This is a genomic window from Nocardioides campestrisoli, from assembly GCF_013624435.2.
GTDB lineage: Bacteria > Actinomycetota > Actinomycetes > Propionibacteriales > Nocardioidaceae > Nocardioides > Nocardioides campestrisoli.
Genome location: NZ_CP061768.1, coordinates 1129798 through 1150213 on the forward strand (window position 1 = coordinate 1129798; position 20416 = coordinate 1150213).

Below are 20416 nucleotides of genomic sequence, written 5' to 3' on the forward strand. Positions count from 1 at the left end.
AGGTTTCATCGTCCCCAGCCCTGGAGGTCTGAGTGAAGATCCGCCGTTCCCTCGTCTCGCTTGCCGCGTTCGCCACCATGGCGTCGCTGGCAGCGTGCGCCGCACCCGAGTCCGACTCCGACAACGACGCGGCCGGAAGCGACGCGGCCAAGGCCACCTCGGTCGAGGACTTCGGCAGCTTCGACGACCTCGTCAAGGCGGCCCAGGACGAGGGCGAGCTCAACGTCATCGCCCTGCCCCCGGACTGGGCCAACTACGGCGAGCTGATCTCGACCTTCGAGGACAAGTACGACATCAAGGTCAACTCCGCGCAGCCCGACGCGGCGAGCCAGGACGAGATCAACGCCGCCAACCAGCTCAAGGGCAGCGACCGCGCACCGGACGTCTTCGACCTCGGGCAGGCCGTCGCGCTGGCGAACGTGGACATGTACGCGCCGTACCAGGTCCAGACCTGGGACGACATCCCGGACGAGTTCAAGGCCGCGGACGGCGCCTGGGTCAACGACTACGGCGGCTTCATGTCCATCGGCTACGACTCCTCGGCCGTGCCGGAGATCGAGACCCTCGACGACCTGCTGAAGCCCGAGTTCAAGGGCAAGGTCGCGCTCAACGGCGACCCGACCCAGGCCGGTGCCGCGTTCTCCGGCGTGGTGATGGCCTCCATCGCCAACGGCGGCTCGGTCGAGGACATCAGGCCGGGCGTCGACTGGTTCGCCAAGCTGAAGAAGGCCGGCAACTTCATCCCCGTCGACCCCACCCCCGCGACGATCGAGTCCGGCCAGACCCCCGTCGTCATCGACTGGGACTACAACAACGCCGCGATCACCAACGACATCGACACCTGGGAGGTCGTGGTGCCCGCCGAGGCGCCGATCGCGGGCTACTACTTCCAGGCGATCAACGCCGACGCCCCGCACCCGGCGGCCGCGCGGCTGTGGCAGGAGTTCCTCTACAGCGACGAGGGCCAGAACCTCTGGCTGGCGGGCGGCGCCCGGCCGATCCGAGCCGACGCCATGGTCGAGGCGGGCACCATCGACGAGGAGCTCTGGGCCAACCTGCCCGAGGTCACCGGCGAGCCCGTCGTGCCCACCGACAAGGAGTCCGAGCTGATGGCGTCCTACCTGGCCGACAACTGGGCCAAGGCCGTCGGCTGACGGTGAGAACCTCCGTCTCATCCCCGACGGGTCGGCGCTTCGGCGTCGGCCCGTCGGTCGGTCTGCTGCCGTTCCTGGTCTTCGTGACCGCGTTCCTGGTGGTGCCCACGATCACCGTGGTGATCGGGGCCTTCCAGGACGCCGACGGCGGTTTCTCCTTCGAGAAGATCGAGGCGCTGGGCGGCGAGACCGCCCTGCGCGCGCTCTGGCAGAGCGTCCTGCTCTCCGCGTCCTCAGCCGCGATCGGCGCGGTCCTGGGCGCCCTGCTGACCTACCTGGTGATCAGCTCGCCGCCGGCCTCCCTGGCGCGTCGGGTGATCACCTCGATCTGCAGCGTCCTGGCGCAGTTCGGCGGGGTGACCCTGGCCTTCGCCTGGATGGCCACGCTCGGCTTCGGCGGCCTGCTCACCAACCTGCTGGCCGACGTCCTCGGGATGGACGCGACCGGCTCCGGGTGGCTCTACGACCTGCCCGGCCTGATCCTGGTCTACACCTACTTCCAGATCCCGCTGATGGTGATCGTCTTCCTCCCCGCGATGGAGGGACTGCGTCCCCAGTGGCGCGAGGCGGCCGTCAACCTCGGCGCCAGCACCCGCCAGTACTGGACGCAGGTGGCCTTCCCGCTGCTGCGCCCGGCGTTCCTGGGGTCGGCGCTGCTGCTCTTCGCCAACGCGTTCGCCGCGTACGCCACCGCCGCGGCGCTGGTCAGCCAGGGCGCGCCGATCACCCCGCTGCTGATCCGCTCCGCGCTGACCAGCGAGGTGGTCCTGGGCCAGGCGAACTTCGCCTTCGCCCTGGCGCTGCAGATGATCCTGGTGGTCGTGGTCGTCATGGTCGGCTACGCCCTGCTGCTGCGGCGCTCCTCGAGGTGGCTGCGATGACCGCCTCGCGCGTGCTCGGTCGCCTGGTGCGCGGCCTGCTGATCGCGGCCTTCGCCGTCTTCTTCCTGCTGCCGCTGGTGGCGCTGCTCGACTTCAGCACCAAGGTGCGCGGCGGCGGTCGCTCCGGCGAGGCCTGGACCGGCCTGCTGGACGACCCGACGATGTCCCAGGCGATCGTGACCAGCCTGGTGCTGGCCGCGCTGACCGTGGTCGGGATGGTCGTGCTGCTGGTGCCGACGATGGTCTGGGTGCGCCTGCGCGTGCCCGGTGCCACCCGGCTGGTGGAGTTCCTGTGCCTGCTGCCGCTGACCATCCCGGCGCTGGTGATCGTGGTCGGCAGCTCCAACGTCTACACCTGGCTGCGCTACTTCTTCGGCGACACCTCCCTGGTGCTGGCCTTCTCCTACGTCGTGCTGGTGCTGCCCTACGCCTACCGGGCGGTCGACGCCTCGCTCTCGGCGATCGACGTCCGCACCCTCTCCGAGGCGGCCCGTTCCCTGGGAGCCGGGTGGTGGACGGTGATCGCCCGGATCGTGCTGCCGAACATCTGGCCCGGCGTGCTGGGCGCCGCGTTCATCTCGATCGCGCTGGTGCTGGGTGAGTACACCTTCGCCTCGCTGCTCAACTACGAGACCCTGCCGGTGGCGATCGTGCTGCTCGGCAAGAGCGACGCCCAGACCTCGATGGCGGCGGCGCTCGCCTCGATCCTCTTCGCAGCGGTCCTGCTGCTGCTCCTCTCCTTCTTCGACCGCGGTCGACGCACCATGTCCGGAGGCAAGTGATGTCCATGGAACCCCAGAGCGCCGCACAGCAGGGCCGGGGCGGGTTGGCGGTCGAGCTCTCGGACCTGCACCGCCACTACGGCGAGGTACGGGCACTGAACGGGCTCGACCTGCGGATCGAGCCGGGGGAGATGGTCGTGCTGCTCGGCCCCTCGGGCTGCGGCAAGACCACCGCCCTGCGCATCCTGGCCGGCCTCGAGCGCCAGGACAGCGGCACGGTGCGGGTCGGCGACCGCGACCTCTCGGCGGTGCCCGCCAACAAGCGCGACATGGGGATGGTCTTCCAGGCCTACAGCCTCTTCCCGCACCTGACCGTGCTGGAGAACGTCGCCTTCGGCCTGAAGATGCGGGGCCGCGGCCGCAAGGAGCGTCGCAGCCGTGCCGGCGACATGCTGGACCTGGTCGGGCTGGGCGAGCACAAGGCGCGCTACGCCCACCAGCTCTCCGGCGGCCAGCAGCAGCGGGTGGCGCTGGCACGGGCGCTCGCGCCCGAGCCCTCGGTGCTGCTGCTCGACGAGCCGCTCTCCGCGCTGGACGCCAAGGTCCGGGTCCAGCTGCGCGACGAGATCCGCCGGGTGCAGCAGGACGTGGGCACCACCACCCTCTTCGTCACCCACGACCAGGAGGAGGCCCTGGCGGTCGCCGACCGGGTCGGGGTGATGAACGCCGGCAGGCTCGAGCAGCTGGCCCCGCCGGCCGAGCTCTACTCCTCGCCCGCGACGGCGTTCGTCGGCGAGTTCGTCGGTCTCTCCAACCGGGTCCCGGCCACCGTCGTCGAGGGGCACGCCCAGGTGCTGGGCCAGCGCGTCCCGGTGCTGGCGGGCTCGACGTCGGGGGAGGGCCTGGCCCTGGTCCGGCCCGAGGCGGTGGACCTGGAGCCGGCGGGCACGGGCGACGGGGCGGACGGGGCCGCCACCATCGTCTCGGTGGGCTTCCTCGGCCCGGTCTCGCGGGTGCACGTGGCGGCCGCCGACGGCAGCGAGCTCGTCGCCCAGCTGCCGAGCGGCCGCGCCCAGGGCCTGCGCCCTGGCGACCGGGTCACCGTGACCATCGACCCCGCCCCGGTGCTGGTCGTCGGCGCCTGAGCCAGGCAGGCCGGAGGCCCGCCCCGACCGTGGTCGGAGCGGGCCCCCGGCAGTCCAGCCTGTTCAGCCCGGGTCGTCAGCCCAGCCTGGTCAGCACCTCGCCTTCTTCAACGTGAAGCTGGCCGTCGTGGACGTGCCCTTGGCCAGCCGCACCGTCCTGGACTGCGGGGCGTACCCGTCCTTCGCCGCGATCAGCGACAGCGGGTTGGCCCCGGCGTTGAACCACTGCGCGTAGCTCCCGTCGGAGCCTGTCTCCAGGGTCCAGGAGCCGGCCCACGAGTCGACCTGGACCGTGGCCCCCGGCAGCGCTGCCACCGTGCCGGTGCAGGCCCGGCCGCTGACGGTGCCGACCAGCTTGCCCCACTGGACCGGCGGAGTGACCTCGAAGGTCACCGGGATCGGGGCGACCGATCCGGGGGTGTCCTCCTTGATCGCGATGGCCGCCGTGTAGATGCCTGGCTGGGCGACCTCGGAGTCCAGGAAGACCCGGACCCGCAGCTGCTTGCCAGGCGCCAGGGTGGCGCTGGTGGTGTCCAGCGACAGCCACTCCACGTCGGTGCCGCTGGTCCCGCAGTTCTCGAAGCCCGGCAGCGTCTCGCTGTCCGCGGTGGCGGTGAAGCCGCCCGAGGAACCGCCGACCTTGTAGAGCCCGCATGCCATGCCGCCGCGGTAGCGGGCGGTGTTGGAGTTCGGCAGGTCGATCCACGCGTCGGCCTCGGGGTCGAAGGCGAAGGTCCGGTTGGTGATCACCGTGCCCTGCACTCCGCCGTTGACCACGAGCATGCCGTTCGCCACCGTGTGGGCGCTGGCCCAGGTGTCCACCGGGGCGTCGGCGATCGGCGTCCAGGCGTCGGCGCCGATGTCGTAGGCGTAGCTGTCCGCGGTGCCGTTGGCCCCGCCGTTGCCTCCCGTGCAGTAGACCGTGCCGTCGACCGCGCCGCACGAGGCGAACGCGACCGCTGCCGGGTAGGGAGCCAACGTCTCCCAGCTGTCCGTCGCCAGGTCGTACGCCGCGGTGGCGTTCGACATCGGCGTGCAGGAGGCGGTGGTGCAGCCCCCCACGACGAACAGCTTGCCGTCCGCCACGGCCTGACCGGACGCCGCGAGGGCTACCGGTGCCGCGGCCCCGGCCGCCCACGAGTCCGCAGCCGGGTCGTAGGTCCAGGTCGCGGTGCTCGGTCCGGCCGCCGCCCAGCCGCCGGTGACCACGATCTGGCCGTCGACCAAGCCCGCAGCCACGGCGTTCCGGGCCTCGGGCAGGCTGGCCTTCTCCGTCCACGCCAGCGTGGCCGGGTCGTAAGCCCGGACCTTGGCGGTCGACGCCGAGCCGTCGCCGCCGGCGATGGAGTACGCCGTGCCGTCCACGTGGACGACCCGGTTGTCCATCACCGTCGACGGGTGGTCGGCGATGTCGGTCCACGGTGCCTCGTGCGGACCGTTGGCCGGCTGCGCGCCGTGGGTGGACATGCCGCGCGACCTGGCGGCCACCGACACCGGTGCCTTGACCTCCATCAGCGGGGCGCCGGCCTGCTTGGTGATGGACCGCAGGTTCGTCCGGCCGCCGTCGGCCGTCAGCATGTCGAACCCGCCCGGACGCTCCTCGAACTCGAGCTCGACCGGTGCCGAGCCGTCGTTGGTGACGGTGAAGGTCTTGGTCACGGTCCCGGTGCCGAGCCGCTTGGTCGCGGTGATCTCGTCCGGGGTCACGACCAGGTTGCCGGCGCCCAGCTCGAAGTCGGCTCGCGTGGCGTCGTCGAGATCGACGGCGACCACCTCGGTGACCGACTGGTACTGGGCGGCCCTGGCCTCGAACGGGTGCTTCCCGCGCAGGGTGGAGAACATCCAGTAGAAGCCGTCGGACAGGTTCTCGTCCTCCGGGGTCGGCTGGGTGGTCGCCTTCTCGTCGGGCTTGTCCAGGCTGGTCACCACGGCGCCGTTGATGCCCTCGTCGTTCCGGGCGCTGGTCACGGTCCCGACGACCAGGCCGCCGCGGATCAGGTCGCAGGTGCGGTTGCCGACGAAGACGTCGTCCACCTGCCACCACCAGTCGTAGCTCGCCTCGTAGTAGTGGAACCGGATCTTCACGTCGCTCTCGCCCGCCGCGGCGGGCAGCTGGACGACGTCCTCACGCGGCCCGCGCACGTCGGTGACCTGGTGCAGCACGGTCTCCCAGGTGGCGCCACCGTCGATGCTCAGGTCCACGTCGGCCACGTCGCCGAGGTTGTTGTAGTCCTGGCGGAAGCCGACGACCGGCGAGGTCACCGACGACATGTCGATCGACGGGGTGACCAGGGAGGTGTCCTGCGACTGGCCGCTGCCGAAGAAGTCGCTGTCGGCGATGGCGAAGGCACCGTCGCCCCCGGTCAGGTTGCCTCGCGGCTTCGGGTCGTCGAACCGCCAGACCTGGCCGTTGCCGGCCTCGTCCTGGATCGTCCACCCGGCGGGAAGGCCCCCGCCGTCGAAGTCCTCGGTGATGCCGGTGGTGTTGAACCGGTAGCCGGGCGCCGTGCAGGTGCTGGCGTCGACCTCCAGGGCGACGTCGTGCGTGGTCGCGCCGTTCCCGACCGTGATCTCCTCGGTCGCGGACGTGTAGCCGGGGTAGTGCGCGTCCACGGTGACCGTGTACGACGCGTTGCTCGGCACGGTCAGGGTGTACTCGCCCGTCTCCGGGTCGGTCCACACGTCCTCGCCCGGACCCTCGACCTGGACCTGGGCGTACAGCGGCCAGTCGTGCCCGGAGCCGTCGGTCACGGTGCCGGTCACGGTGACCGACGGGGCCGCCTGGAGAGCGAAGTCCGCGGTCACGGGTGTGCCCGCCTCGACGGTGATCTGAGAGGACTTCGACTGGTAGCCGTACTTGGTCGCCGTGACGGTGTAGGTGCCGACACTGAGCCGGGCGTCGTAGGTGCCGTCGGCCGCGGTGGTCACGGTCCGGTCGAACTCGCCGTCCAGGGCCACGGTCGCACCCTCGATCGGCTGTCCGGTCGCTGCGTCGGTCACGGTCCCGGTGACGGTGCCGGTCTCGCCGACCGGGGCCGCGTCGACGAGCGCCAGCGCGTCGAGCCGGCCCTCGCCGAACACGTTGTTGTCGTCGGCGGTGCCGCCGCACTGGGTGGCGGCGCTGTCCTGGGCGCTGCCGTCGAGCAGCGCCCAGGTCGCGTCGATGTCGCCGACCAGGGACGGGGCAGCCGACCAGAGCAGCGCGACGGTGCCCGCGACGTGCGGGGAGGCCATCGAGGTGCCGTTGTAGCTGCCGTAGGTGCTGTTCGGGAGGGCGGAGCGCACGTTGACCCCGGGAGCGGAGATGTTCGGCTTGATCTCGCCGTCCTGTCCCGCACCACGCGCGGAGAAGCCGGCGATGGCGTTGTTCACGTCATGGGCCCCGCTGGAGTAGTTCAGGGTGCGGCTGCCCGGTGACCCGCTGGTGGAGCAGCTGGGTCCGCTGTTGCCGTTGGACCACTGTCCCCAGATGCCCGAGGCGGCCCAGGCCTGCGTCACGTCCTCCATGAAGGGGTCGTTGCTCGGCTGCGTGGTGCCCCAGGAGTTGTTGATGATGTGGGGCCGCTTGCCGGCGTCGGGGTTCGCTCCGGCCAGGTCGGTGGGCGCGAGCATCCACTCACCGGACTCGATCAACGCCGCGTCGGAGGGGCAGCAGCCGTTGGCGGCGATCCAGGTCGCCCCCGGGGCCACGCCGATCTGGTTGGCGTTGCCGTCGTCGCCGAGCATCGTGCCCATCGTGTGGGTGCCGTGGCCGTTGGTGTCGCAGGGCGCGGTGGCGCAGCCGCCCGAGGCGTCGAACCACGAGTAGTCGTGGGTGAAGGTGCCGTCGCCGTTGTTGCCGCGGTACTGCCGCACCAGAGCCGGGTGGTCGAACTGGACGCCGGTGTCGATGTTGGCGATCACCAGGCCCTCGCCGGTGACGCCGCGCTGGCTCCACACGTCGTCGGCGTTGATGTTGGCCAGCCCCCACTCGACGGCGTCGACCTCCCGGACCTCGCGGCCCTTGGTGGGCTTCTCCAAGGCGTACTCGACGGTCGGGTAGAGACCCAGCACCTCGGGGGCCCGGGCGATGCTGCTCACCAGTGCGGTGTCGCCCGCCTCGACCCGGATCGCGTTCGTGGCCCAGAAGCTCCGGTGGGCGACGCCCTCGTCGTCGAGCAGCTCCCGCACCTCCTTCTGCTGCTGGTCGGCGGCGCTCGTCAGGGCCTTCCGCACGGCCTCACCGCGCGCGGCCCAGCCGCGTACCTGCGAGGCGGCGCTCAGGTCGGCCTGCTCGAAGCGGATCCAGAAGGTCGCCTCGCCCTTGGCCTCCAGCTGCTGGGCGAGCTTGGGCCGGATCTTGTCGCCGATCTCCGGAGCGGGCTGACCGCCGGGCGATGCGCCCGGGCCGGCCTGGGCGGCTGGGACGGTGAGGAAGAGTGCGCCGGCGGTCGCCAGCACGGTGAGCAGGCCGGCGAACATCGTCCGGTGGGACGGTCTCCGGCCTCGAGATCGGTGCGTTGACATGGTGGTCCTTCCCGAGAGTGGACCGGTCCTCCGACCGGTCCTGTCCAGAACCTAGGCAGCGTGTCGCCGGGCCGACTACGCGCGCATCCGGTCAATTCGTCGTCGATCCGGGCGATATGCGGGCAACTCGGCAGTAGGTGCGGATTCGTGCGCCGGGACGTCGTAGTGCTTGACCATTCCTGCGTGCGCGGCGAGGCTGAGAGCGCAGGGGAAAGGAAGGGCCATGTCTCTCGCTCGGGGAGAGGAAGCCCTCCACGAGACGACGCCCGCGTCGTCGCGGCCGCCCAAGGCCGTGGTGATCGCGATCGCCTACTCGCTGGAGGAACGGCTGCGCGTCGCCAGCCTGTTCGGCGACCACGTGTCGGTCCTGCTGGTGTCCTCACGGGAGGAGGCCGTCGCGCTGCTCACCGCCGAGGACCCGCCGGGAACGGCGCGCCCCGAGTCGCCTGAGCGCCCTGGGTCCTCGGACTGTGGCCTCCTCATCGACTCCGACCGGCGTACGGCGACCTGGCGCGACCGAGCGGTGCCGCTGTCCCCGCTGGAGCACGACGCGCTGCGCTGCCTGCTCTCGGACGTGGGGCGCACGTGGACCTTCGAAGAGCTCCACCAGGACGTCTGGGGCAACGACCACCTGGGCGACCGCTCCGACATGCAGTCGGTGGTCAAGCGGCTGCGGCGCAAGCTCGGCTTCCTCGACGCCCCGCTGCAGGTGCAGGCCATCCGGGGCGTGGGCTTCCGGCTGGTCCGGGCGGCCGCCGCCGTCGACGAGGGGCGCGCCCACGTGAGCGAGAGACCCTGAGCAATAGAACGCCCGCTCGCGGCGTTCGCCCTGATGTGGAACCGCATGACGCCCTGCTCGACTCCCCGCTCGACTCCCTGGTGATCGGCGCGGGTCAGGCGGGTCTGGCCGCGTCGTTCCACCTCGCGCGCCTCGGGATCGCGCACCTGGTGCTCGACTCGGCCCCGGCCCCCGGTGGCGCCTGGCAGCATCGGTGGGAGTCGCTGACCATGCAGGACGTGCACGGCGTCGCCGACCTGCCCGACGCCCCGGCACCGCCCCGCTCGCCCCTGCCCGCCCGCGAGGTCGTGCCGGCGTACTTCGCCGACTACGAGCGCCGGCACGCGCTGCCGGTGGTGCGGCCCGTGCGGGTCGACCGGGTGGAGAGCGAGGGCGAGCTGCTCGTCGTACGAGGCCACGGCCCGGCCGGCGAGCGGTCCTGGCGCACCCGGACGCTGGTGAACGCGACCGGGACCTGGACCCGCCCGTTCGTGCCGTTCTACCCGGGCATCGCCTCGTTCGCCGGCGAGCAGCTGCACACCGCGCACTACCCGGGTGCCGAGCACTTCCGCGGCACCCGGGTCCTGGTCGTCGGAGGCGGCGCGTCCGCCGTCCAGCTCCTCGGCGAGCTGGCCCCGGTCACCGACACCCTGTGGGTCACCCGGCGTCCTCCCGTCTGGCGCGACGACGACTTCGACGCCGAGGCCGGGCTGGCGGCCGTCACCCACGTCGAGGAGCGGGTCCGGCAAGGCCTGCCGCCGACCAGCGTCGTGGGCGTCACCGGCCTCGCGCTGCGCCCCCAGGAGCAGCGGGCCGCCAGGCTCGGCGCCTACCGGCGGCGCCCGATGTTCACCTCGATCGAGCCCTGGGGCGTGCGCTGGGAGGACCCGCCGCCCGGTGCGCCCGCCCGCGAGGAGGTCGGCGCCATCCTCTGGGCGACCGGCTTCCGGGCGGCCGTGGACCACCTGGCCCCGCTCGGCCTGCGGACTCCCCAGGGAGGGATCCAGCTCGTGCACGTGCCGGGCAACGTGCAGGGCGCCACGACGGCGGTCCGCGACCCTCGGGTGCAGCTCGTGGGCTACGGGCCCTCGGCGAGCACGATCGGCGCCAGCCGCGCCGGGCGTGCCGCGGCGAGCGCCGTACGTCGTCGGCTGGCGCCGGCGCTCGCCTGAGCGCGCCGGTCGGCCGGGGCAGCTGGACTCAGCTCGCCGCCGGGTCGCCGTCCGGAGCGGGGTCGCCGTCGGGAGCCTCGTCCGGGGCAGCGTCGCCGGCCCCATCCTCGGCGCGGCGACGCTCCTGCCGCTCCCGCCGCTCGGCCTCCTCCTGCTCGCGCTTGCGCCGTTGCTCGGCCTGGTAGCGACGCCGCTGCTCCTCGGCCCGCCGACGCACCTGTGCCAGGAACTCCTCGTCCGAGGTGCCGTCGGTGGCCGCGGCGCGTCCTGGCCGGTCGTACTCCGGGAACTGCGGCACCGCCCGCTCGCCGGGGGAGCGCCGGGGCGTCACCGGCCGGCCTGCGGCCAGCCAGGCCACCGAGCCGACCACCGGGAAGAAGAGGATCAGCAGCATCCAGCCGATCTTGGGCAGGTGGCGCACCTCGTCGTCCTTGCTGGTGATCGCCTCCACCAGGCAGTAGATCGAGAGCACCAGCGGCACGACGTAGAACAGGACGATGCGACCCATGAGACCCCTCGGAGACGTGTGCACAGAGACGTGCGCACAGAGACGTGCGCAGCCAGTGTGGACAGGATCGTAGGGCCCCGGGCCCCGGCGCGCACCGCTCTGGACACCCCTGCGCGCCTTCGTTATCGTCGTCGACGTCCACCACGGGAGCTCGCGGCAGCGAGCTGAGAGGGAGCTGGAGCCGCTCCGACCGTCGAACCTGATCCGGGTCATGCCGGCGAAGGAAGCGTCAGGAGCTCCCGTGTTCGTACCCGTGTTGCTGCCACGTCTGTTCTGCCTCGTCTCTCCGGGGGACGACCTCTCCCTGTTGCCCGACCTCGTCGCCGCGGGGGTCGACGGCTTCCAGGTCCGCGACAAGACCGGGACCGACCGCGAGGTGCTCGCCCTGGCCCAGCTGGTGGTCGGCGCGGTGCGTCCCGGTGGCGCCCAGGTGGTGGTCGACGACCGGCTCGACGTGGCGCTGGCGGCTGGCGCGGACGGCGTGCATCTCGGCGCCGACGACCTGCCGGTGGCGGCGGCCCGCCGGGTCGCGCCCGACCTGGTGGTGGGCGCCACCTGCCGCTCCCGCGACGACGTGCTGCGCGCCGCCGACGCGGGGGCGACGTACGCCGGCTTCGGACCCGTCTGGGCCTCGGGCAGCAAGGCGGGGCTGCCCGCTGCCCTGGGTCCGGAGGCGGTGACCCGCGCTGCGGGGGTGCTGCCGCTGGTGTCGATCGGCGGGGTGGACGCCGCCCGGGCCGGGGCCGCGCGCCGGGCCGGGGCGCACGGGGTGGCGGTGATCGCCGCCGTCTGGGGCGCGCGAGATCCGGTGGCGGCCGCGAAGGAGCTGGTGGCGGCGCTGCGATGAGCAGTGTGCAGTCGACCGGAGTGCGGGCGAGCGGTCTGCGGGTCCGCGTGCTCGGTGCCGGGATCGTCGGGCTGACGTGCGCCGAGGAGCTGGTACGCCGTGGCCACCGGGTGAGCGTGTGGGACCCCGCGCCCGGCAGCGGGGCCTCGTACGCCGCCGCCGGGATGCTCTGCCCGGCGGGGGAGACCTGGCACGGCGAGACCGACCTGCTCGAGACCGGCCGCGCCTCCGCCCGGCTCTGGCCCGCGCTGGCCGCCCGGCTGGGGGTGCGGCTGGACACCGCGGGCACCCTGCTGGTCGGGCACGACGCGGGCGACCTGCAGGAGGTGGGTCGGCAGGCCGGGCTGCTCGAGGCCCTGGGCGAGCCGGTCGAGCCGGTGGACCGCCGGGCGCTGGCCCGGACCGAGCCCTGCCTGGGCCGCGCCGCCGGCGGGTTCCGGCTGCCCGAGGACCTCGCCGTCGACCCGCGGTCCGTCGTCCGCGCCCTGCTGGCCCGGCTCGGCGACGCCCTGTGCCGGCGCGGTTGGGACCTCGCACGCGACCCGGCGCCGGGCCCCGACCACGACGCGGTCGTGGTCGCCACCGGGGCGCGGCTGCCGGCGCCGTTCGCGGGGCTGGTCCGCGGGGTGCGGGGTGAGGTGCTGCGGGTGCGCAGCGACGACCCGCCGCGCCACGTCGTACGCGGCCTGGTCCGTGGTCGCCCGGTCTACGTGGTGCCCCGCGCGGACGGCGAGCTGGTGGTCGGGGCGACGGTCGAGGAGCACGACGCCGCGCCGGAGGTGACCGCCGGCGGGGTGCACCGGCTGCTCGACGACGCCCGGACGCTGCTGCCGGGCCTGGACCGGGCGACCTGGCTGGAGGCGACCGCGCGGGACCGGCCCGGCACCCGGGACAACCGGCCGCTGGTCGGCCCCACCCACCTGCCCGGCGTGCTGCTCGCCGCGGGGCACTCGCGCCACGGCGTGCTGCTCGCGCCGCTGACCGCACGCCTGGTCGCCGACCACCTGGAGTCGGGGACCGTCCACCACCCCTGGGACCCGAGGAGGAACCCGTGAGGATCACGCTCAACGGACACGAGGTCGAGGCGCCGGACGGCGACCTCGCCGCGCTGCTGCGCTCCCAGGACGCTCCGGCGACCGGGTGCGCCGTGGCCGTCAACGGCCGGGTCGTGCCCCGGGCCGCGCACGCCGGCCACCCGGTGCGCCCCGGCGACGTGGTCGAGGTGGTCCGGGCGGTGCAGGGCGGATGAGCACAGGGGGGATGAGCACAGGGCGGATGAGCACGGACGGCGACCCGCTGGTCATCGCGGGGGAGGAGCTGGCGTCGCGGTTCCTGCTGGGCACCGGCGGCCTGCCCCGGCTCTCCCTGCTGCCCGCGGTGCTGAGCGCGGCCGAGCCCGGCCTGGTCACGGTGAGCATGCGCCGTACGTCGGGCACGGGCAGCGGCGGCCTGTGGGCGACGCTGCGCGAGCACGGTGTGCGCCTGCTGCCCAACACCGCCGGCTGCACCAGCGCCCGGGAGGCGGTGCTCACCGCGGAGCTCGCCCGCGAGGCGCTCGGCACCGACTGGGTCAAGCTCGAGGTGGTCGGCGACGAGGAGTCGCTGCTGCCGGACGCCGTGGAGCTGCTCGACGCTGCCGAGGAGCTGGTGGGCCGCGGCTTCACCGTGCTGCCCTACGCCCCGCCCGACCCGGTGGTGGCACGGCGGCTGGTCGACGCCGGCTGCGCCGCGGTGATGCCGCTGGGCTCCCCGATCGGCTCCGGCCAGGGCGTGCTGGACCCCTGGTCGCTGGCGGCGGTGGTGGCCGGCGTGGACGTGCCGGTCGTGCTGGATGCCGGGGTCGGGACGGCCTCGGACGCGGCGCTGGCGATGGAGCTGGGCTGCTCCGCGGTGCTCGCGGCCTCGGCCGTGACCCGGGCCGAGGACCCGGTGGCGATGGCGCGGGCACTGCGTCTGGGCGTCGAGGCGGGCCGGGCCGCGTGGGGCGCCGGACGGATCCCGCGGCGCGCGGTGGCGCGTGCGTCCAGCCCGGTCGAGGGGAGGATCGGATGAGCGGGTGCGCACCGCCGCGGGTGGTGGTCCTCACCGACGCCGCCCAGCTGCCGGCCGGGCGCGACCTGCTGGGGACCGTGCGGGCCTGTCACCGTGCCGGGCTGGAGGCGGTCGTGGTGCGTGAGCACGACCTGGAGCCTGGGGCGCGGTCCGACCTGGTCGCCGCACTGGCCGCGCTGCCGGGGCTGCGGGTGGTCTCCTCGCGGGTCCCGGACCCGGCCGCCCACGCTGTGCACCTGGCCGCCTGGCAGCCGGCTCCCGGGCACGGTCCTCCGTGGGGACGCTCCTGCCACTCCGCCGCCGGCGTCGCCCGGGCCGCGCGCCAGGGGGCCGGGTGGGCGACGCTGTCGCCGTACGCGGCCACGCCCAGCAAGCCCGGCTACGGGCCCCTGGTCCCGTCCGCCGCGTACGCCGGGCACCCGGTGCCGGTCTTCGCCCTGGGCGGCGTCGACCCGGGCAACGCCGCGTCCGCGCTCCGGGCCGGCGCCTGGGGGGTGGCGGTGATGGGCGCGGTGATGCGCGCGGCAGATCCGGGTCGCGTGGTGGCCGCGCTCCGGGAGGTCGTGCGGTGAGCAGCCCGCCCGTGGTGCTGACCGTCGCCGGCACCGACTCCGGCGGCGCGGCGGGGATCGCCGCCGACCTCGCGACCATCGGGCACCTCGGTGCGCACGGGGCCTGTGTGGTCACGGCGGTGACCGCGCAGGACACGCTGGGTGTGCACGCCGTCCACCCGGTGCCGCTGGAGGTGGTCGCCGCCCAGCTCGACGCCGTGCTGGAGGACCTGCCGGTGGCCGCGGTGAAGACGGGCATGCTGGGCAGCGCCGAGGTGGTCCGGCTGGTCGCGGAGAGGGTCGGAGGCGTCGGCCTCCCCCTGGTCGTCGACCCCGTGCTGGTCGCCACCAGCGGAGCCGTGCTGGGGGACTCACTGGTGGTCGCCGCCTACCGCGAGCACCTGCTGTCCGTGGCGACCGTGGCCACCCCCAACACCGACGAGGCGGCCGCGCTGGCGGGGTGCCGCGGCACCCCGCGCGCGCTGGCCGGGCTGCTCGCCGCCCGCGGGCAGCCGGTCCTGCTGACCGGTGGCGACTCCGGTGCCGACCTGCTGGTCGTGCCGGGCTGCGACCCGGTGCTGCTGCGCCACGACGCCGTGGTGACCAGCAACGACCACGGCACCGGGTGCACCCACAGCGCCGCCCTGGCCACGTTCCTGGCGCACGGGGCGCCCCTGGCCGAGGCGGCGGCGCTGGCCGCGACCTACACGGCCGGCCAGCTCCACGCGGGGCGCCGGTGGCGACTGGGCCGGGGGAGAGGGCCGGTGGCGCACACGGTGGTCCCCCAGGAGCCCGGCTCTGGGTAACCTCTGGGCATGGATCAGTCTGACCCGTCCCGTCTGCGCGTCTCCGACCAGGACCGGCACCAGGTGGCGGAGGCGCTGCGCGAGGCGGCGGCCGAGGGGCGGCTGGACCTCGACGAGCTGGACGAGCGGCTCGAGGCGGCGTACGCGGCCAAGGTCTACGCCGACCTGCTGCCGCTCACCGCCGACCTGCCCGGGGCCACGCCGGTGCTGCGCTCCGAGCACCTGCCCGTCGCCCGACCGACCCCCGGGGTGCCCGCGACCGTCAGCCACCACAGCTCGATCGCCATCATGTCCGGCGTCGACCGGAAGGGCGTGTGGCAGATCGGCACCACCCACACGGCGTTCTCGATGATGGGGGCCGTCGTGCTCGACCTGCGGGAGGCCCGCTTCACCGGGACCGAGACGGTGATCAACGCCAACACGGTCATGGGGTCGGTGGACATCTACGTCAACGCCGGGACGCACGTGGTCGTGGAGGGGTTCGGCGTGATGGGCGCCTTCGACCAGGCGCGGGACAAGGTGCCGGCAGAGCTGCTGCCCGACTCCCCGGTGGTCCGGGTCAAGGGCGTGGCGTTGATGGGGGCGGTGACCGTCACCCGCAAGCGGATGCCCGGGGAGCCCGGCAAGATGAAGAAGATGCTCGGCCACTGAGCCGCGCTCACCAACAGAACTGAGCCGGCTTCGCGCACAGGGCTGAGGCGGGTTCGCGCACAGGGCTGAGCGGGGCCGGGCACGGGAAGAGGGCCTCACGATCCGCCGACCCGGCGGCAGTTCATGAGGCCCTCCGTGGCCACGGGCTGTGCGTAACCTCCCGTGACGTCTGTGGTGTACCCGCTCAGGCGCCCGAGTAACCCTTGCCCGGGTCGCCGTCCGGCTCGCTCCCCGCACCGCTGGCCGAGTGCACCTGCTCGCCCTCGGCCGCCATGGCCTCGGCGCGGGCCGCCTCGTCGGGGTGCTCGAGCTCGGGGATCCAGCCGGCGCGCTCACGGTCGACCGTGAGGTTCTCCCCGGTGTGCGGGTCGAAGAGGTGCATCTTGCGGGTGTCGACGTAGATCTCCGCGTCGTCGCCCTCCGAGATCGTGCTCGCGCCGTCGAGGGAGATGACCAGCTGGGTACGCAGCGACTCGCCGTCCAGGTCCGACTCCAGCTGGGACAGCTGCTTCTGCACCGCCTCGGGCGCCTCGAACGGGATGTAGGCGTAGGCCTCGCTGCCCAGCCACTCCACGACGTCCACCGTGGCGCGGAAGGTCGACCCCTCCTTGGGGACGTCGGCCACCGAGGCGTCCTCGAAGGCCTCGGGCCGGATGCCGGCGATCAGCAGGCCGCGACCCTGAGCCTTCTCCGCCTTGTCGGCAGGGATCTCGACCGAGCCGAACGGCAGCTTGACCGTGTTCCCCTCCACCTCGGCCGGCAGGAAGTTCATCGGCGGCGAGCCGATGAAGCCGGCCACGAACAGGTTGCCGGGGTTCTCGTAGAGCTCGCGCGGCGTCGCGAGCTGCTGCAGGATGCCGCGCTTGAGCACCGCGACCCGGTCGCCGAGAGTCATCGCCTCGGTCTGGTCGTGGGTGACGTAGACGGTGGTGATCCCGAGCCGCTTCTGCAGGCGGGCGATCTCGGTGCGCATCTGGCCGCGCAGCTTGGCGTCGAGGTTCGAGAGCGGCTCGTCGAAGAGGAACGCGTCGGCGTCCCGGACGATGGCCCGCCCCATGGCCACCCGCTGGCGCTGACCGCCGGAGAGGTTGCCGGGCTTCCGGTCGAGGTGCTCGTCGAGCTCGAGGGTCTTCGACGCCGCACGGACCTTGCGGTCGACCTCCTCGTCCTTCTCGTGCGCCAGGCGGAGGGGGAAGGCGATGTTCTCGTAGACCGTCAGGTGCGGGTAGAGCGCGTAGTTCTGGAAGACCATCGCCAGGTTCCGGTCGCGGGGCGCGAGGTCGTTGACCTTGCGGTCGCCGATGAGCATCTCGCCCTCGGTGATGTCCTCCAGCCCCACGATCATCCGCAGCAGCGTCGACTTCCCGCACCCTGAGGGGCCCACGAGGATCATGAACTCCCCGTCCTGCACGTCGATGCTGACGTCGTTCACGGCCGGGAAGCCGTCGCCGTAGCGCTTGACGATGTTCTTCATGGTGATGGCGGCCATCAGATCAACCCTTCACTGCGCCGGAGGTGAGCCCGGCGACGATCTTGCGCTGGAACAGCAGGACGATGACGATGATCGGGACCGTGGAGACCACGGCGCCCGCGGCCAGCAGCGAGGCGGGCCGGTTGAACGGGTCTTGGCCGACGAAGAACGAGAGCGCCGCCGGGATCGGTCTGGCCGCCTCGGTGGAGGTCAGCGAGATGCCGAAGACGAAGTCGTTCCAGGCGAAGAAGAAGGTCAGGATCGCGGCGGTGAAGACGCCCGGCGCAGCCAGCGGGACGATCACCTTGCGGAACGCCTGCCAGGAGGTCGCACCGTCGACCTGGGCGGCCTGCTCCATCTCCCACGGGATCTCCCGGAAGAACGCCGAGAGGGTCCAGATCGCCAGCGGCAGGGTGAAGGAGATGTAGGGGATGATCAGGCCGAGCCAGGTGTCGTAGATGCCGAACGTCCGCCACATGTCGAACAGCGGTCCGACCAGGGCGACCACCGGGAACATCGCGATCACCAGCGCCGTGGTCAGCACGAAGCGCTTGCCCCGGAACTCGAGCCGCGCGATGGCGTACGCCGCCAGCGTCGCGATGATCACCGAGAACAGGGTGGCGATCAGGGAGATGCCGATGGAGTTGAAGATCGCCCGGCGGAACTGGTCGTCGTTGATCACGTCGACGTAGTTCTGCCAGCCGGCGGCACCCCCCTCGGAGGGCAGGAAGCCGGGGCTTCCGGTGGTGATCGCCTCTTGGCTCTTGAAGGACAGGGAGATGATCCAGGCCACCGGGAGGAGGCACCAGACCAGGATCAGCAGCGCGCCGATGACGACGCCGACGCGGTTCTTCAGGCTCATGTCAGCTCTCCTGCCGGGCGGCGGCCAGGTCGACGCGGAAGATCTTCACGATCAGGAAGGCGATCAGCAGGACCGAGATGAACAGCAGCACCGAGAGCGCGGAGCCGATACCCAGCTGGAACTGCTCGATCACCTGCCGATAGGTCAGGAAGGAGACCGACTCGGTGTTCTGGGCACCCGCGGTCATGACGAAGATGTTGTCGAAGATGCGGTAGGCGTCCAGTGCCCGGAAGAGCACGGCGACCATGATCGCCGAGCGCATGTTGGGCAGGATCACCTTCCACAGGCGCTGCCACCAGGTGGCGCCGTCGACCTTCGCGGCCTCGATCATGTCCTCGGAGACCTGGGCGAGTCCGGCCAGGAGCAGCAGCGACATGAACGGCGTGGTCTTCCAGATCTCCGAGACCATGATCGCCGCGATCGCCGACCCGTACTGGCCGAACCAGTTGAAGCTGTCCTGGACGAACGGCAGCCACTCGTTGATGAAGCCGTTGCTGTTGCTGAAGGCGAACTGCCAGGCGAAGCCCGAGACCACGGTGATGATGCCGTAGGGGATCAGGATCGAGGTCCGGATCACGCCGCGGGCGAAGATGATCCGGTGCATCACCATGGCGAAGACGAAGCCGATCACCAGCTCGAAGGCCACGGTGACGATCATGATGAAGACGGTGTTGAGGGTGGTCTCCCAGAACAGGGAGTCGGTCAGCGCCGTCACGTAGTTCTGGACGCCGAGGAAGCGGCGGTCGTCCGGGTCGGTGAGGCTGTACTGGAAGGTGCTGAGGTAGATCGCCCGGAGCATCGGGAAGGCCGTGACGACGAGCATCACGACGATCGCGGGCAGGACCAGTCGCTGCCCGAGGCGCTGCTCGGCCCGGCTCCGGTCACTCATCTGCGCGGCCCGTTGGCGGTCAGCCTTCGAGTCGGGTGCCACGACCGTGGTGGTCACAGGAGTCTCCTTCCGGCGAGGATGTCCGAGAGGAACTCGGCGGACCTCTTCGGGGTGCTGTCGTCGACGCCCGTGGGGGAGTGCCACACCGACTGGATGGCGCTGGAGACCTGGCTCCAGTACGCGCTCTGCGGACGGGGCCCTGCACCGTCCACGCTCTCCCGGAACAGGTCGAGCAGGTCGGCGGGATAGGCGTCGGTCAGCTCCTGGGAGTCGTAGACCGAGCCGCGCGAGGGCATCAGGCCGTCGTTGACGGCGAGCTGACCCTGAGCCTTGGCGCTGCTGACGCAGGCCGCGGCCTCCTTGGCCCAGTCCACGTGCTTGGAGTAGGCGCCGACGCCGATGTTGATGCCGCCGACCGGCGGGCGGGACTCCTCGTTCTCGACGGTGCGGGGGTAGCGGGCCCAGCCCAGGTCGTCGAACTGCTCCTGGGTCAGGCCGCCGGACTCCACCAGCCCGGCGTAGTTCTTGTAGACGAAGGTCCAGTTCACCAGGAACTCGCCGGCGCCGTCCTTGGGGTACATCAGCCCCAGGGCGGTGCCCTCGTTGGAGACCGAGAGGTCCGGCTGCGCGGCGGGGGAGCTGGCCAGCTTCTCGATGATCCGGGCGGCGTCCTCGCCTGCCGTGGAGTCGATGTCGACCTTGGCGTCCCGCCCGTCCTCGGTGTCGGAGATGATGTCGCCGCCGGCCCCGAGGATCATCGCGTTGATCCAGACGACGTACCCCTCGTAGCGGTTGGCCTGGACGCCCACGGTGCCGTCGTTCTCGGAGGCGGCGTCGATGATCTGGTCCCAGGTCCACGGCTGTGCGGGGTCGAGCCCGGCCGCCTCCGCGAGCGACTTGCGGTACCAGAGCACCTGGGTGTTCGCCCACTGCGGGGCGGCGTACACCTTGTCCTCCCAGGTCGCCGTCTCGGCGGCCCCCTGGAGGACGTCGTCGTCGATCACCTTGCTCGCCTCGTCGCCGGTGAACTCCGCGAGCCACCCGGCGTTGGCGAACTCGGCCACGAACACCGGGTCCAGGCTCATCAGGTCGGTCGAGCTGTCCTCGGCCGCGAGCCGACGGGCCAGCTGGGTCCGCTGGTCGGTGGCGCTCGAGGGGAGCAGCTGGATGTCGATGTCGTAGTCGTCGGTGCTGCAGTCGAGGGCGACCCCGTCGAGCGTCTCCTGCCCGTCGGGGTTGATGTACCAGTTGAGGGTCGCTTTGCCGGAGTCGTCCCCCGAGCAGGCCGCGAGGGTGCTCGAGGTGAGCGCCAGGGCGGCAAGCAGCACCGCGGTACGGCGGCGCCTCGAGCCTCTCTTGGTGGGCGATGCCATAGCGACTTCCTCCCCGTTGTGGTCTAGATCACATGTAGTGCACGCGGG

At 72.4% G+C, this 20416-nt stretch carries 19 protein-coding genes and 1 riboswitch; of the genes, 13 read left to right on the forward strand and 6 right to left on the reverse strand.

Going from position 1 to position 20416, the window contains the following annotated elements; genetic code table 11:
• Positions 1 to 32 precede the first annotated feature (32 nt).
• Genes H8838_RS05425 through H8838_RS05440 form a run of 4 tightly spaced genes read left to right on the forward strand, consistent with a single transcriptional unit; the run spans position 33 to position 3902 of the window.
• A complete protein-coding gene (locus tag H8838_RS05425; RefSeq protein ID WP_224766400.1) occupies positions 33 to 1154 on the forward strand; it encodes an ABC transporter substrate-binding protein in 1122 nt (373 codons plus the stop codon).
• 2 nt (positions 1155 to 1156) lie between these two features.
• Positions 1157 to 2035: an ABC transporter permease gene (locus tag H8838_RS05430; RefSeq protein ID WP_181311473.1), complete on the forward strand. Its 879-nt coding sequence runs from the start codon at positions 1157 to 1159 to the stop codon at positions 2033 to 2035.
• On the forward strand, positions 2032 to 2817 hold the full coding sequence (locus H8838_RS05435; RefSeq protein WP_181311472.1) for an ABC transporter permease: 786 nt from the start codon (positions 2032 to 2034) through the stop codon (positions 2815 to 2817). Before H8838_RS05430 ends, H8838_RS05435 begins: the two co-directional genes overlap by 4 nt.
• Before the next feature lie 5 nt (positions 2818 to 2822).
• Positions 2823 to 3902 carry an ABC transporter ATP-binding protein gene (locus H8838_RS05440; RefSeq protein WP_181311471.1) on the forward strand — a complete coding sequence of 360 codons (1080 nt, stop codon included), beginning with the start codon at positions 2823 to 2825 and terminating at the stop codon, positions 3900 to 3902.
• A 90-nt stretch (positions 3903 to 3992) separates the two neighbouring features.
• Here H8838_RS05440 and H8838_RS05445 read toward each other — a convergent pair whose 3' ends face one another.
• Positions 3993 to 8363 (reverse strand): carboxypeptidase regulatory-like domain-containing protein, encoded by a 4371-nt coding sequence (locus tag H8838_RS05445; protein ID WP_185996421.1) that lies wholly within the window; start codon positions 8361 to 8363, stop codon positions 3993 to 3995.
• Between the two features lie 268 nt (positions 8364 to 8631).
• Here H8838_RS05445 and H8838_RS05450 point away from each other — a divergent pair, with 268 nt between their 5' ends.
• Positions 8632 to 9207 (forward strand): winged helix-turn-helix domain-containing protein, encoded by a 576-nt coding sequence (locus H8838_RS05450; protein ID WP_185996422.1) that lies wholly within the window; start codon positions 8632 to 8634, stop codon positions 9205 to 9207.
• Between the two features lie 35 nt (positions 9208 to 9242).
• The gene (locus tag H8838_RS05455; RefSeq protein ID WP_224766401.1) at positions 9243 to 10358 is read left to right on the forward strand and encodes an NAD(P)-binding domain-containing protein; all 1116 of its coding nucleotides are present in this window, start codon (positions 9243 to 9245) and stop codon (positions 10356 to 10358) included.
• Between the two features lie 28 nt (positions 10359 to 10386).
• On the opposite strand, the gene H8838_RS05460 is transcribed toward H8838_RS05455, so the two are convergent.
• Positions 10387 to 10866 (reverse strand): PLD nuclease N-terminal domain-containing protein, encoded by a 480-nt coding sequence (locus H8838_RS05460; RefSeq protein ID WP_185996423.1) that lies wholly within the window; start codon positions 10864 to 10866, stop codon positions 10387 to 10389.
• A gap of 133 nt (positions 10867 to 10999) precedes the next feature.
• A riboswitch (TPP riboswitch) is annotated at positions 11000 to 11110 on the forward strand.
• On the opposite strand from H8838_RS05460, the gene H8838_RS05465 reads away from it, so the two are divergent.
• The 7 genes from H8838_RS05465 (at position 11108) to H8838_RS05495 (ending at position 15773) form a co-directional block, all read left to right on the forward strand.
• On the forward strand, positions 11108 to 11713 hold the full coding sequence (locus H8838_RS05465; protein ID WP_224766402.1) for a thiamine phosphate synthase: 606 nt from the start codon (positions 11108 to 11110) through the stop codon (positions 11711 to 11713). Its footprint overlaps the riboswitch before it by 3 nt.
• Complete coding sequence (thiO, locus tag H8838_RS05470) at positions 11710 to 12768, forward strand: glycine oxidase ThiO (protein WP_185996425.1); 1059 nt, start codon at positions 11710 to 11712, stop codon at positions 12766 to 12768. The genes H8838_RS05465 and thiO overlap by 4 nt, the downstream gene beginning before the upstream one ends.
• Positions 12765 to 12962 carry a sulfur carrier protein ThiS gene (gene thiS, locus H8838_RS05475; protein ID WP_181311465.1) on the forward strand — a complete coding sequence of 66 codons (198 nt, stop codon included), beginning with the start codon at positions 12765 to 12767 and terminating at the stop codon, positions 12960 to 12962. The genes thiO and thiS overlap by 4 nt, the downstream gene beginning before the upstream one ends.
• A 26-nt stretch (positions 12963 to 12988) precedes the next feature.
• A complete protein-coding gene (locus H8838_RS05480; RefSeq protein WP_185996426.1) occupies positions 12989 to 13765 on the forward strand; it encodes a thiazole synthase in 777 nt (258 codons plus the stop codon).
• Complete coding sequence (locus H8838_RS05485; protein WP_181311463.1) at positions 13762 to 14337, forward strand: thiamine phosphate synthase; 576 nt, start codon at positions 13762 to 13764, stop codon at positions 14335 to 14337. The genes H8838_RS05480 and H8838_RS05485 overlap by 4 nt, the downstream gene beginning before the upstream one ends.
• Positions 14334 to 15122: a bifunctional hydroxymethylpyrimidine kinase/phosphomethylpyrimidine kinase gene (gene thiD, locus H8838_RS05490; RefSeq protein ID WP_185996427.1), complete on the forward strand. Its 789-nt coding sequence runs from the start codon at positions 14334 to 14336 to the stop codon at positions 15120 to 15122. Before H8838_RS05485 ends, thiD begins: the two co-directional genes overlap by 4 nt.
• A 9-nt stretch (positions 15123 to 15131) precedes the next feature.
• Entirely contained in the window at positions 15132 to 15773 is a 642-nt protein-coding gene (locus H8838_RS05495; RefSeq protein WP_219924232.1) for a DUF1707 SHOCT-like domain-containing protein, read from the forward strand.
• A 184-nt stretch (positions 15774 to 15957) separates the two neighbouring features.
• Here the strand turns inward: H8838_RS05495 and H8838_RS05500 are convergent, their stop codons facing one another.
• The 4 genes from H8838_RS05500 to H8838_RS05515 are packed head-to-tail and all read right to left on the reverse strand — an operon-like array spanning position 15958 to position 20368.
• Positions 15958 to 17262: an ABC transporter ATP-binding protein gene (locus H8838_RS05500; RefSeq protein ID WP_185996428.1), complete on the reverse strand. Its 1305-nt coding sequence runs from the start codon at positions 17260 to 17262 to the stop codon at positions 15958 to 15960.
• A gap of 4 nt (positions 17263 to 17266) precedes the next feature.
• Positions 17267 to 18106: a carbohydrate ABC transporter permease gene (locus H8838_RS05505; protein WP_181311460.1), complete on the reverse strand. Its 840-nt coding sequence runs from the start codon at positions 18104 to 18106 to the stop codon at positions 17267 to 17269.
• Position 18107: 1 nt separating this feature from the next.
• The gene (locus H8838_RS05510) at positions 18108 to 19052 is read right to left on the reverse strand and encodes a carbohydrate ABC transporter permease (RefSeq protein ID WP_224766403.1); all 945 of its coding nucleotides are present in this window, start codon (positions 19050 to 19052) and stop codon (positions 18108 to 18110) included.
• Positions 19049 to 20368 (reverse strand): extracellular solute-binding protein, encoded by a 1320-nt coding sequence (locus H8838_RS05515; protein WP_185996429.1) that lies wholly within the window; start codon positions 20366 to 20368, stop codon positions 19049 to 19051. The genes H8838_RS05510 and H8838_RS05515 overlap by 4 nt, the downstream gene beginning before the upstream one ends.
• Positions 20369 to 20416: the final 48 nt, after the last annotated feature.

Excerpts from the sequence above, each read along its gene's own strand:
- H8838_RS05500 (WP_185996428.1), bottom strand. The coding sequence starts at position 17,262 with ATGGCCGCCATCACCATGAAGAACATCGTCAAGCGCTACGGCGACGGC.
- H8838_RS05440 (WP_181311471.1), top strand. The coding sequence starts at position 2,823 with ATGGAACCCCAGAGCGCCGCACAGCAGGGCCGGGGCGGGTTGGCGGTC.
- thiO (WP_185996425.1), top strand. The coding sequence starts at position 11,710 with ATGAGCAGTGTGCAGTCGACCGGAGTGCGGGCGAGCGGTCTGCGGGTC.
- H8838_RS05435 (WP_181311472.1), top strand. The coding sequence starts at position 2,032 with ATGACCGCCTCGCGCGTGCTCGGTCGCCTGGTGCGCGGCCTGCTGATC.
- H8838_RS05460 (WP_185996423.1), bottom strand. The coding sequence starts at position 10,866 with ATGGGTCGCATCGTCCTGTTCTACGTCGTGCCGCTGGTGCTCTCGATC.
- H8838_RS05495 (WP_219924232.1), top strand. The coding sequence starts at position 15,132 with ATGGATCAGTCTGACCCGTCCCGTCTGCGCGTCTCCGACCAGGACCGG.
- H8838_RS05505 (WP_181311460.1), bottom strand. The coding sequence starts at position 18,106 with ATGAGCCTGAAGAACCGCGTCGGCGTCGTCATCGGCGCGCTGCTGATC.
- H8838_RS05445 (WP_185996421.1), bottom strand. The coding sequence starts at position 8,363 with ATGTTCGCCGGCCTGCTCACCGTGCTGGCGACCGCCGGCGCACTCTTC.
- H8838_RS05485 (WP_181311463.1), top strand. The coding sequence starts at position 13,762 with ATGAGCGGGTGCGCACCGCCGCGGGTGGTGGTCCTCACCGACGCCGCC.
- H8838_RS05515 (WP_185996429.1), bottom strand. The coding sequence starts at position 20,368 with ATGGCATCGCCCACCAAGAGAGGCTCGAGGCGCCGCCGTACCGCGGTG.
- H8838_RS05480 (WP_185996426.1), top strand. The coding sequence starts at position 12,989 with ATGAGCACGGACGGCGACCCGCTGGTCATCGCGGGGGAGGAGCTGGCG.
- H8838_RS05450 (WP_185996422.1), top strand. The coding sequence starts at position 8,632 with ATGTCTCTCGCTCGGGGAGAGGAAGCCCTCCACGAGACGACGCCCGCG.